This is a genomic window from Pseudomonas sp. S11P7 (genome assembly GCF_023195435.1).
GTDB lineage: Bacteria > Pseudomonadota > Gammaproteobacteria > Pseudomonadales > Pseudomonadaceae > Aquipseudomonas > Aquipseudomonas fluorescens_G.
In genome coordinates this window covers 1498758-1511157 of record NZ_JALPKS020000002.1, presented here as the reverse complement: position 1 = coordinate 1511157, position 12400 = coordinate 1498758, and the positions used below count along the sequence as shown (strand labels likewise).

9 protein-coding genes and 1 pseudogene are annotated in these 12400 nt (G+C 61.7%); 5 read left to right on the top strand and 5 right to left on the bottom strand.

Annotated features, from left to right (window positions below; all coding sequences use genetic code 11):
• Nucleotides 1-10: 10 nt before the first annotated feature.
• On the top strand, nt 11-1258 hold the full coding sequence (gene codA, locus M0746_RS07040; RefSeq protein WP_258448615.1) for a cytosine deaminase: 1248 nt from the start codon (nt 11-13) through the stop codon (nt 1256-1258).
• A 195-nt stretch (nt 1259-1453) separates the two neighbouring features.
• On the opposite strand, the gene M0746_RS07035 is transcribed toward codA, so the two are convergent.
• Nucleotides 1454-2434, bottom strand: coding sequence for a diaminopimelate epimerase (locus M0746_RS07035; RefSeq protein ID WP_258448614.1), 981 nt, complete (start codon nt 2432-2434; stop codon nt 1454-1456).
• Between the two features lie 238 nt (nt 2435-2672).
• Between M0746_RS07035 and M0746_RS07030 the strand changes: the two are divergent.
• Nucleotides 2673-3825: pseudogene (locus M0746_RS07030) on the top strand (MFS transporter).
• 93 nt (nt 3826-3918) lie between these two features.
• Here M0746_RS07030 and M0746_RS07025 read toward each other — a convergent pair.
• The 4 genes from M0746_RS07025 to M0746_RS07010 form a co-directional block, all read right to left on the bottom strand.
• A complete protein-coding gene (locus M0746_RS07025; RefSeq protein WP_258448613.1) occupies nt 3919-6345 on the bottom strand; it encodes a TonB-dependent siderophore receptor in 2427 nt (808 codons plus the stop codon).
• A gap of 98 nt (nt 6346-6443) precedes the next feature.
• Nucleotides 6444-7427, bottom strand: coding sequence for a FecR family protein (locus M0746_RS07020; RefSeq protein ID WP_258448612.1), 984 nt, complete (start codon nt 7425-7427; stop codon nt 6444-6446).
• Nucleotides 7428-7465: 38 nt separating this feature from the next.
• Nucleotides 7466-7957, bottom strand: coding sequence for an RNA polymerase sigma factor (locus M0746_RS07015; protein WP_258448611.1), 492 nt, complete (start codon nt 7955-7957; stop codon nt 7466-7468).
• Between the two features lie 133 nt (nt 7958-8090).
• On the bottom strand, nt 8091-9026 hold the full coding sequence (locus M0746_RS07010; RefSeq protein ID WP_258448610.1) for a transcriptional regulator GcvA: 936 nt from the start codon (nt 9024-9026) through the stop codon (nt 8091-8093).
• 142 nt (nt 9027-9168) lie between these two features.
• On the opposite strand from M0746_RS07010, the gene M0746_RS07005 reads away from it, so the two are divergent.
• Genes M0746_RS07005 through M0746_RS06995 form a run of 3 tightly spaced genes read left to right on the top strand, consistent with a single transcriptional unit; the run spans nt 9169 to nt 12388 of the window.
• Nucleotides 9169-10458 carry an aminotransferase class I/II-fold pyridoxal phosphate-dependent enzyme gene (locus M0746_RS07005; protein WP_258448609.1) on the top strand — a complete coding sequence of 430 codons (1290 nt, stop codon included), beginning with the start codon at nt 9169-9171 and terminating at the stop codon, nt 10456-10458.
• 26 nt (nt 10459-10484) lie between these two features.
• Complete coding sequence (locus tag M0746_RS07000; protein WP_258448608.1) at nt 10485-11357, top strand: TauD/TfdA dioxygenase family protein; 873 nt, start codon at nt 10485-10487, stop codon at nt 11355-11357.
• The gene (locus tag M0746_RS06995; protein WP_258448607.1) at nt 11354-12388 is read left to right on the top strand and encodes a hydroxyacid dehydrogenase; all 1035 of its coding nucleotides are present in this window, start codon (nt 11354-11356) and stop codon (nt 12386-12388) included. Before M0746_RS07000 ends, M0746_RS06995 begins: the two co-directional genes overlap by 4 nt.
• The last annotated feature ends 12 nt before the right edge of the window (nt 12389-12400 follow it).

Genomic DNA, 12400 nt, shown 5'->3' with positions numbered 1-12400 from the left:
GATTCGCCTGATGCACATCATCAACGCCCGCCTGCGCAACCAGGAAGGCCTGCACGAACTGCACCTGGAAAACGGTCTGATCCACAGCATCGCCCGCCAGACCGAAGCGCCGACGCTCGGCCCGGAAGACCTCGACGCCGGCGGCAATCTGGTGGTGCCACCCTTCGTCGAACCACACATTCACCTCGACGCCACCCTCACCGCCGGCGAGCCACGCTGGAACATGAGCGGCACACTGTTCGAAGGCATCGAGTGCTGGGGCGAGCGCAAGGTCACCATCACCGAAGAAGACACCAAGACCCGCGCCAAGAAGACCATTCAGGCGCTGGCCGCGCACGGCATTCAGCACGTGCGCACCCACGTTGACGTCACCGACCCGCAACTCACCGCACTCAAGGCCATGCTCGAAGTGCGCGAGGAAAGCCGTCATCTGATCGACCTGCAAATCGTCGCGTTCCCGCAGGAAGGCATCGAGTCGTTCCGTAACGGTCGCGAGCTGATGGAAGAAGCGATCCGCATGGGCGCGGACGTGGTCGGCGGGATTCCGCATTTCGAGTACACCCGCGATCAGGGCGTCAGCTCGGTGAAGTTTCTGATGGACTTGGCCGAGCGCACCGGCTGCCTGGTCGATGTGCATTGCGACGAGACCGACGACCCGCATTCACGCTTCCTCGAAGTGCTCGCCGAAGAAGCGCGCAGCCGCGACATGGGCGCCCGCGTCACCGCCAGCCACACCACGGCGATGGGCTCTTACGACAACGCCTACTGCGCCAAACTGTTTCGCCTGCTCGGCCATTCCGGAATCAGTTTTGTCTCCTGCCCGACCGAGAGCATTCATCTGCAAGGTCGCTTCGACAATTTCCCGAAACGCCGTGGCGTGACCCGCGTCAACGAACTGCTCGAAGCCGGGATGAACGTGTGTTTCGGCCAGGATTCGATCGTCGACCCGTGGTATCCGCTGGGCAACGGCAACATCCTGCGCGTGCTCGAAGCCGGGCTGCACATTTGCCACATGCTCGGCTACCGCAACCTGCAAAGTGCGCTGGATCTGGTCACTGACAACAGCGCCAAAGCCATGCACCTGGGCGAGCGGTACGGGCTGGAACAAGGGCGCCCGGCGAATCTGCTGATCCTGTCGGCGGACAGCGATTACGAAGTGATTCGCAGCCAGGGCTTGCCGCTGTATTCGATTCGCGATGGCAAGGTGTTGATGAAGCGGCAGATGCCGGTGGTGGAGTTCAGCGGTGGTCTGAGCTGAAATGCTCTTGGGTAATCAACGCGGTCCCTTGTAGGAGTGAGCCTGCTCGCGATCGCGGTGGGTCAGCCGAGATATCTTTACCTGAGCCACCGCTATCGCGAGCAGGCTCGCTCCTACAGGATTTGTGGTGTACCGGGCTTTTGTGTTCGGCACAAAACCTGGGAGCCTGGCTTGCCAGCGATGGCGGCCTCGAATTCAGCCCATCAACCGCGCCGTCCCGAACAGTCTGACCCGCACTAACTGCCGGTCTTCAACCTCCAGCAAAACCGGCGCCGTGCCGCCGGGCATTACCACCTGCACTTCCCCCGCCACAACCCAACCCACCCGCCACGCCGCCGATGCCACCGCACTGGCGCTGGTGCCGGATGAGGCGGTCGGCCCTTCGCCCCGCTCGAACACCCGCGCGCTGATTTTCTGTACTGACTCCAGCGCCGCCCATTGCAGATTCACGCCTGCCGGGCAGGGATCTCCGGCACCGTTCGGCATGGCATAGGCGATTCGGGTCAAGCCTTCGTTCAACCTGGATTCATTCATTTGCTCATTGCTCGGTAATGCGCCGGGATCGCTGAGCAACGTCACGCAATGCGGATTGCCGATGCGCACGAACTGGCTGTGCGTCCAGGCCGGATCGAGCTGTGTCAACGGCGCTACGCGGCTGACCGCTCGCCCGTTGAATTGCACCTCTTCGACTGGCTGCGCGCCGACGGCATCCGGGCCGAAACCGGGCTGACCAAGGTCGAGCCAGAAGCCCCGAACAGCATCGACCGTGGCCGGTTTCACCGAGGTTTCCACAGCGTCGCCCTTATCGTGATGCACGCGTAACGCCGCGCCTGCCTCCGGCATCAAGCCTTGCTCGGTCAATGCCTGAGAGAAAATCGTCAGGCCGTTGCCACTGCGCTCGGCGAGGGTGCCGTCGGTGTTGACGATCAGCACGTCGAACGGCGGCGCGGCCTGGAACGGGCCGATCAGCAAGCCGTCGCTGCGGTGAGCCTTGCTGTTGACCGGGCGCTGGCCTGCGGGCCAGTCGCAGCAATAAGAGATCGCCGCGTCGCTCCATGTCTGATGCGAGGCGGCGCATTCGGAGGCGCTGGCGGGCAAGGCGATGCCTGCATCGCGCAAGGCTTCGGGTGAAACCACACCATAGATATTGCCTCGTGCGTCGTAGAACCGAGCCATCCCCACCTCTCTGTGCTTACGAAAATCCCACTGTAAACCGCAATCCCCTGTAGAAGTGAGCCTGCTCGCGATAGCGGTGTATCAGTCGAGATATTTTTACCTGACACACCGCTATCGCGAGCAGGCGAAGGCCTACAGGGTAGGATGTCCGCTGTTATGTCCCGAGCAGCCTGAGATCGAACCTCAGCACACCAGGAATGTCACTCGGGATGCAGTTGTTTTTTTACCAAGGATCAATATGACCAGCCTCAACCCCCAAGACACCTTCGTCCCCGGACGCCTGCAACAGATGTCCACGCGCGTGGCTTTTTTCATCGCCGGGCTCGGCATTGCCGCGTGGGCGCCACTGGTGCCTTATGCCAAGGCCCGGGCCGGTCTCGATGAAGGCACGCTGGGCCTGCTGCTGTTGTGTCTGGGCGTTGGCTCGATTCTGGCGATGCCGCTGGCGGGTATTCTGGCGACGCGCTTTCGGCTGCCGGCGCGTGGCCACCGGCGGTACGTTGCTGATCTGTGCGGCGCTGCCGTTGCTGGCGACCGTGTCGTCAATACCGGCGCTGATCGCCACGCTGTTCATGTTCGGCGCGGGTCTGGGTACGGTGGATTCGACGGTGAATCTGCAAGCAGTGATCGTCGAACGCGCCAGCGGCAAGAACATGATGTCGGGCTTTCACGGCTTGTTCAGCCTTGGCGGGATCGTCGGCGCGGCGGGCGTCAGCGCCCTGCTCGGCCTCGGCCTGTCGCCGCTGGCGGCCATGCTGGTGGTGGTCGCGCTGTTGATCGCCGCGCTGTGCAAATGCGTGCCGCACATGCTGCCCTACGGCAGCGAAAGCTCCGGCCCGGCCTTCGCCATTCCCCACGGCATCGTGCTGTTTATCGGCGGCATGTGCTTCATTGTCTTTCTCACCGAAGGCGCAGCGCTGGACTGGAGCGCAGTGTTCCTTGCACAGGAACGCGGGATCGACACCGCGTACGCCGGGTTGGGTTACGCAGCCTTTGCCTTGACCATGACCGCCGGCCGTTTGTTGGGCGATCGCATCGTCCGCCGTTTGGGCGCGACGCGGATCATTCTGTTCGGCGGGCTGACGGCAGCGGCCGGTCTGTTTCTGGCGACGTTCGCGCCGAGCTGGCAAGCCGCGCTGGTGGGTTATGCGCTGGTCGGTGCCGGTTGCTCGAACATCGTGCCGGTGCTGTACACCGCGGTGGGCAAGCAGACGGTGATGCCGGAGAGCATCGCGGTGCCGGCGATTACTACGCTGGGCTATGCCGGGATTCTCGCCGGGCCGGCAGTGATCGGTTTTGTCGCCCACGCCAGCAGCTTGAGTTTTGCCTTTGGCCTGATGGCGGTGCTGCTGGTCGCGGTGGCGATTGGCGGGAAAGTGCTGAAGGTTTGAAAGTCTGAAAAGCTTCGCGAGCAGGCTCGCTCCCACGGAATCTCAGTGAACCTGTGGGAGCGAGCCTGCTCGCGAAGAAGCCGACGCGGTCTGTCAGAACCCCACGCTGGCCTGTACAAAGAACGTCCTCGGCGCACCCACATACATCCCCGCATTGTTGTCGCTGGAGCGGGTGAAGTATTGCTTGTCGAAAACGTTCTTCACCCCGGCACCAAGCTTGAGGTTCGACAGTTGCGCGCCGAAGTCATAGCCGCCGCGCACGTTCCAGGTGACGTAGCCGGGAATGTTGCCGTACTGGCCGTCCGCCGAGCCTTCGGTGATGTAGTTGCCGTTGAAACTGCCGTCAGCGTTGACCCCGGTGCCCGGCGAGCGTTGTTGCGATTGGGCGAAGCCGTCGAGGTTGTACGTCCAGCGATCAATGTCGTAACGCAAACCGACCGTCGCCACCTGACGTGAGTAGAACGGCAGGTCACGGCCCTTGAACCCGGGAATCTCGCCCTCGTACACCGCACGGGTGTAAGTCACGCCGGCATTGGCGGTCAGGCCATCGAGGCGCGGGTCGAGTGCGGCCATGTCGTAATGCACCGAGGCTTCGATGCCCTGGTGCGTGGTCGCGCCGAGGTTGGTCCAGCCGACGTCGTTGCTGATGTATTGCAGCTCGTCGTCGAAGTCGATGTAGAACAACGTCACCTCACCGCCCCAGACGTCGTCGTTGTAGCGCGTGCCGATCTCGTAGGTCTTCGCTTTCTCCGGATTCAAACCGCTGGCGGTCTGGTCACCCGAGCCGCCCTGACCGAGCTGAAAGTACTGCAAGGCACCGAACGAGGTTTCGTAGTTGGCGAACAGTTTCCACGCATCGGACAGGTGATACATCACGCTCAACGCCGGCAGCGGTTCGTTGCTGTCGATGCTGCGGCGTTTTTCCTGCACCGGCCGGTTCGACGTGTCGAGCACCGGGCGGTCGTGCCATTCGGTGCTGATGTGTTCGAAGCGGATGCCGGGGGTGATCGTCCAGTTGCCGACATCGATCTTGTTGTCGACGTAGAACGCATTGGCCTCGGTGCCGCCGGTACGGTCCTGATAGACGTGACCGTCAGAGGTGCGGGTGACCACCGGTTGATTGTTCACCAGCGCCAGACGACTGGCTTCCTCGTGCATGCCTTCTTTGAGGTAGCGATAACCGACGCTGACTTCCTGGGTGGTCGGGCCGACATCGAACACATGCGACACCCGCGGCTCGATGCCGAAGGTGTAATAGGTGCGCGGGTAAGAGCTGAGGGTTTTCTGATCGCGCGCGGCAATCGTGCTACCACGGTAACTGTCGGAATAGTAGGTCAGCACTTCGGCCTGGGTGCGCTCGTCGATCTGGCGGATCCACTTGAACGACACGTCCTTGCGTCGGCCGCTGAAGCTGTCGTAATCGCGGTCGGACTGGAACGGCTTATCGTCGTACTGCTTCTGGGTCAGGCCGCCGGGCATGTCGGCGCTGGCGTCGTAATAGTGAAAGTTGAGGCTGAAATCGTCCTGCTCGGTCGGCGCCCAGTGGGTCTTGAGAATCACGTCATCGATGTCGTTGCCGTTGTTGCGCTCGCGGTAACCGTGGCCATTGACCCCGGAATACAGCAAGGCCATGCCGATGCCATTGTCGGCGGTGCCGCCAAGGAACGCCGTGTCGATGTGTTTCCAGCCGCCATGCTGCGAAGTCTCCAGCGTGGTGCCGATTTCACCGGTGGTTTTCTCCGGGATCGCGCGGGTGACGAAGTTGATCACCCCGCCGACGTTCTGTGGCCCGTAGCGCACCGAGCCGGCGCCGCGCACCACGTCGATGCTGTCGAGGTTGCCCGAAGAAATCGGCGCCATCGACAGTTGCGGCTGACCGTACGGCGCAAACGCCGCCGGCACGCCATCGATCAACACGGTGGAGCGCGGCGACAGGCGCGACGTGAGACCACGCACGCCGACGTTGAGGGAAATATCGCTGCCGCCGGTGCCGTTGGCGTCCTGCACCTGCACGCCCGGTACGCGCTTGAGCACATCACCGACAGTCATTGCGCCCTGCTCGACCATGGCTTCGCGGCGGATCACCGTGCGCGCGCCGGGATGGTTCTGCACCACGGCGGCGTTGGCGTCGCCGAGCCAGTCGCCGACCACTTTGATATCGGTCACGCCGAGTTCCAGCGGGCCATTGCTCGCAGCAGAGGTGGCGGCCGGCGACAGCGTCACCGAGCCCTCGCTGATCTGGTAATCCAGACCACTGCCCTGCAGCAACTGACGCAGCGCCTGCTCCGGAGAGAGATCACCGTCGACCGCCGGCGCCTGTTTGCCGGCCACTAGATCCGGGCTGAAAAACACTTGCAGCGAAGTATGCTGACCCAGTTCACTCAAGGCCTGGCCCAGCGGCTGCGCGCGAATATGAATGGCTTCAGCGGCGAATGCCTGCGGCATGGCAGCGCTGACCGCCAGCGCGAGGGCCAGCGGTAACCAAGGAAATTTTTTGTTGTTGGCGGTGGTGTTTTTCACGTCGTACAGAGTCCTGTGGATCGCAAGAGTGTGCGGCTGTTAATGCAAACCAGTTGCAGTTGAACAGGAAGACGCTGAACTCGGAAAAAACCTGAATTTTATTTTGCGATTATTTCCTGACGACCATCGGCCAGGCTGCGCACGGCCACCGGCAGGATGTTCGGCAGGGCTTTGAGCAAGGCATCGGTGTTGTCGGCGTTGAACACACTGGTCAGGCGCAGATTCGCCACGGCCGGGTCGGTGACCGTCAACGGACGCTGGCGATAACGCGATACTTCGGCCGCGACGTCGCTGAGGCTGGCGTTGTCGAACACCATTTTGCCGTTGCGCCACGCGGTCAGCTGCGCCGGATTGACCGCGTAGGCGGGGGCGACTTTGCCGTGGGCATCGACGTGCGTACCGAGGCCCGCCGTCAGACTGATGAATTGATCGCTCGGCGCGTCCCGCCCCTGCACCTTGACCGTGCCCTGCTCCACCGCCACACGGGTTTGCGCAGGGTCGCGGCGCACATCGAAACGCGTGCCGGTCACCGTGACCTTGCCGCTGTCGGTTTGCACGACAAATGGCCGCGATGCATCGTGCTCGACGCTGAACATTGCTTCGCCTTCGCGCAGTTCAATCAAACGGCGGTCCTGTTCATAGCGCACCTGCAAACGGCTGCGGCTGTTCAGATCGATCAGCGAACCGTCGGGCAAGGCCACGTGTTTGCGCTCGCCCAATGCCGTGGCGAATTCGGCGCTGTAGCCGCCCGGATGATTCAGCCCACTGAACAGACCCAAGCCGAGCGCCACCGCCAGCACGCTGGCGGCCACCGCGTAACGCAGCAACGACCGGCGCGCGCGTCGGCCTGGCGGGGGTTCAGCCAGGGCTTTGAGACGTGGCGCCGGGAGCAAATCGGCCGCCGACCACAAGCCCTGCAGCAACTGGAATTCGTCACGGTGCTGCGCGTGCTCGCTCAGCCAGGCGTCGAAGCGCTGCCGTTCTTCGGCACTGACGCCCGGCTCCTGCAAACGCACGAACCAGCGCGCAGCATCATCGCGCACCGTGCCCGGCCCGCACGCGCAATCACGGGTATCCGTCATGGAAGATCCTGTTGGGCTGGAGGAAAAATCGCCACCGCTCATGACTGCAAGCCATCGAGGCGATCGCGCAGATGCCGCAGGGTGCGGATCATATACTTTTCGACCATGTTCTTGGACAGCCCCAGGCGCTCGGCGATTTCTGCCTGGGTCAGGCCCTCGATCTTCTGCCAGACGAAAATCTTTCGGCAGTTGACCGGCAACTCGCTCAGCGCCCGCTCGATGGAATCGGCCAACTGGATCGCATGCATGTAATGCTCCGGGTCGCCGGACGACGACGCACTGTGCTCGATAGCCTGCGATTCCAGGGTGCCACGCCGGTCCTCACGCCGATAACCGTCAACCGCAATATTGCGCGCGGTCTGATGCAGATACGCCCGCGGCTGCTGCACCACCGCCGAATCGGCCTCGAGCACGCGCACAAAGGTGTCGTGCGCCAGGTCCTCGGCCTGCGCGCGATTGCGCAGACGCCGGGTCCAGGTGCCGATCAACTCTTCGTAATGCTCGAAAAAGCCGGGTCTGCGGGGACGCATGAGGTAGGAAACGGCGCAGTGAGGAAAGGGCGTGAATAGTAATGCTTCGTATTAAGGCGAAGCAATGAATTCCTCGATCGGGGTTATCTGACCGCACACAACACTGACGCAAGCGCGCTACCGTTCTGCCCTGTCAGGCCGCACCGACTCCGGTTTCTGTCACCAAACCGGCTTCGTCGCTCTGCACCAGATCGATCAGCCAGGTGCGAAAGGCCTCGACCTTTTTCGAGCTGGCAATTTCCACAGGCGACACCAGATAAAAACCCAGATCAGACTTGAGCTTGAGATTGAACGGCGCCACCAGCTTGCCGGCTTTCAGATCGTCATCGACATAGGTCGAGCGGCCGATGCATACGCCCAGACCATCAATGGCTGCCTGAACCGCCATCATCGCAAGGTCAAATGTGAGCCGTGTTCCCTCGGCCAGCTTCTTCGGTTGTCCGGCGGCGCTCAGCCACATGTTCCAGTCGTTACTGGTCATGCCGCTGACCTGCAACAAGGTGTGGTTGGCCAGATCGATCGGGCTTTTCAACGCTTTTGGCCCGGTGATCAACTTCGGGCTGCACACCGGAAAGATTTCGTCCGACATCAGCCAGTCGGCCCGCAGCCCTTTCCAATCGCCGAAACCGTAGCGGATCGCGGCGTCTATTCCACCTTTGCGGAAGTCGACCAGGTCGGTCGAGGCCGTTACGCGCACATCGATATTGGGGAACGCGTCCTGAAACGAAGCCAGGCGCGGCAGCAACCATTTCGAGGCGAGAGAAACCAGTGTGCTGATGGTCAGCGCACTGTTGTTGGTCGACTCGCGCAACATCTCCGTGGAATAGCGTAACTCATGAAAAGCCGAGCGGATGCCGGGCAAGTACGCGTGGCCTTCGGTGGTCAGCGCCAGACCGTCCTTGAGCCGCAGAAACAGCCGAACCCCGAGCTCGTCTTCGAGGCGACGAATCTGATGGCTGATGGCCGTTTGTGTGACGTTCAGCTCTTCGGCAGCCTTGGTAAAACTCATATGGCGCGCAGCCGATTCAAACGCTTTCAACCCGTTGAGAGAAGGAATCCTGACGACCATAAGGCTTCGTAATGCTCATGAGATTTTGTCATAAGGTAGCACCCAAGAAGTCCTTTGCAAAATGTTTCAGCGGTCGTCAATTCTAGCGCCGTTCGCCAAGCCACACGGGCCTGCGGACACCCCCTCAAAGGATGAGATCGCCATGAATAAAACCGTTGAAACCCATAACGACCCAATCGGAAAAACGCCACAGCTCAAAGCGCGCAATGCCTCGAGAATGGCTGAAATCAGCCGCCCGCATTTCGATGCTGCGTATGCAAAGGGACTGATGGGCGTTTCCTGCCGCGTGCTGGACAACCGCCGCATCGAAATCGCCACCAGCGGCAAGGAAGTGATCGACTACACCCGCTGCGGCTACCTCAATCTGGACGCCCATCCGAAGGTTCTCGCAGCGGCCCGGGCCTCGATGGATGACGTCCCGTCTACGCACTTTTCGGTTGCGCGTACACGGCTGACCGCGGAGCCGTTGGTGCGTCTGGAGGCGACCCTCGCCAAACTGTTTGACGTCAATGGTGTGGTGGTCTTTCCGACCGTGGCTGCCGCCAACATGGGGGCCCTGCCCCTGCTGGCGGCCGGGCTGTTCACCGCTGGCGAAAAACCGCTGATCGCTTTCGATCGTTTTGCTCACGTGACGTTGCAGTACCACATCCCGGTCCTGCGCGAAGAGACCGAGGTGATCGTCATCGAGCACAACGACCTCGAGCATCTGGAGCGGTTGTGCAAAAGCGGGCGCAAGGTGGCTTACGTCGGCGATGGTGCCTACTCGATGGGCGGCGCCGCGCCGGTTCGGGAACTGCGCGCCCTGCAAGACAAGTACGGTCTGTTTGTGTATCTGGACGACGCCCACGGGATTTCCGTGGTGGGTCAGCAGGGCGAAGGTTTCGTCCGTTCGCAACTCGACGGTCTGGACGAAAACACCATCGTGGCGGCGTCGCTGGGCAAGGGTTACGGCGCAGCAGGTGGTCTGTTGATGCTCGGTACGCAACATATCGAGAACTCGATCCGTCGCTATGCACCGACTTACGGTTTCTCCTGCGCGCCCAACATGGCGGCTGTGGGTGCTGCACTGGCGTCGGCGCAAATTCATGCCACACCGGAACTGCATAAACTGCAACGCGCGCTGCGCAACAACATGCAGCTGTTCGACAACCTGATCCCGACCGAAACCAGCGGCAGCGAATTGCCGATCCGCATCGTACGCATCGGTAACGAGGAACAGGCTATCGCCAAGGGCGAGTACCTGTTGCAGCAGGGCCACTACACGTCTGTCGTGTTCTTCCCCACCGTACCGCGCGGCCAGGCGGCCTTGCGCATGTCGATCACCTCGGCACACAACCCGGCCGACATCCTCGACCTGAGCCTGATGCTCAAAAGCAGCGATGCACAGCTGAGCCCCGGTGCAGACCAGGTCCAGCCTGCGCTGGCCGTTTGACTGACGTCGGACAGGGAGACTTCAACGTGAAGCGAACGGATCTGGCGGACACTTTCGTCACCGCAGTGACGGATTTCGATATCAACACAGCGTCCCTGAATGAGATTCGTGCCATTCAGGAACTCGTCTATGAGCGCAAAGTCGTGGCGCTGAAAAACCAGCGCTTGACCCCAGAGGGCTACCAGCAGTTCGCTGCGTGCTTTGGCGAACTGGAGCAGTTCAAGCTCAAGAACTACCACGACCCGGCGTACCCGAACATTCTGGTCATCAATAACCGCAACAGCGGCGGTGCAGTAGGCGCGCGCAAGTTGGGCAACATGTGGCACAGCGACTCCAGTTATCTGGCCGAACCACTGCCGCTGACGCTGCTGCATGCACAACAATTGCCTGAGGCGGGCGGCGACACGCTGTTCGTGGACATGCAATCGGTGTACGACGATTTACCCAAGGCTCTGTATGAGCAGGTCATTGATCGTCAGGCCGTACATGACGTGCGCTGGACGTACAAGGTCAGGGATGACGACGTCGGGGAATCGATTCAGGAAATTTTCACACGGCTTGAACAGAGCTTTCCCGCCAGCACCCATCCGACGGTTGCCGTGCATCCGCGCACCCGCCGTGAAAGCCTGTACATCAACCCGGGCTACACGTCGAGCATCAGCGGCTATTCGCAAGAACAGAGTCGGGCGTTGCTCGATGAGTTGTTCGCTTTCGCGCTGAATCCGCAGCGGGTCTTCAACTACCAGTGGGAGCCGCACGATTTGCTGATCTGGGATAACCGCTCGGTGTGGCATTGTGCGACCGAGCTGCCGCGCGATGCTCAGCGGGTGATGTTCCGCATCGGCGTCAATGACGGCGAGTTCTTTGCCCGGGATGTTTTACGGGAGCATGTTGCATGAGCCGCAAACGCGTATTGGTCGCCCATATTCTGGGCTACGAAGGCAAGCAGATGCTGCGCGAACGTGACGATATCGAAGTGGTGGAGTTCGCCAATACGATCGAGCAGGGTCAGTTCCGGGCCTTGCTCGAGAGCTTCGATGCCGTCCACGGCGTGATCCTCGGACTGACTCGCTTCGGCGCCGAGGAGCTGCGGCGAGCCCGGGGGCTACAGGTCGTTTCGCGGATTGGCGTCGGCTTCGACGCGGTGGACATTGCGGTGATGACGCAGGCGGCGATTCCAGTGATGGTATGCGCCAACGCCAACCACCGGGCAGTGGCCGAACATACGTTGGGGTTCATGCTGGCACTGGCCAAACGTACCGAGGCGCTCAGTCAACTGGTGCGCAGTGGCAACTGGCATCAGCGCTACGAACACCTGCCCGGCGAGCTGGAAGGCCGCGAAGCGCTGCTGATTGGTTGCGGCCGCATTGGCGCGCGTGTCGCCACCTTGCTGCTGGCACTGGGGATGCGCGTCAAGGTGTACGACCCTTATCTTGCCCCACAGCAACTGCCGCACGGCGTGCAACCGGTTGCCGTACTGGAGAACGCCCTGGCGAGCGCCGACTACGTCAGCCTGCACTGTCCGAAGACCGCTGAAACGGTTGGCTTGCTGTCTGCCGAACGCCTGGCCTTGATGAAACCTCAGGCGTTCGTCATCAACACCGCCCGTGGCGGCATTGTCGACGAACAGGCGCTGTATCAGGCACTGCTGGAAAACCGTCTGGCCGGCGCCGCGCTGGATGTATTCCTGCCCGAGCCACCGACGCACGGCAGCGGTTTGCCGAGTCTCGCCAACGTCATCTGTTCGCCGCATCTGGCCGGGGTTTCACGCGAAGCGGTCAGGCGCATGGCGACGCTGGCGGCCGGCAACGTGCTCGACATTTTTGCCGCTGAGCCCAATCCGCAGAACGTCATCAACCCGCAAGTGTTCAAGCGTGCGTTTCACCTGTCTGACGCCGAGTCAGCCAGCACGATCCCATACCCAACCTGATTTGAGAGCAAT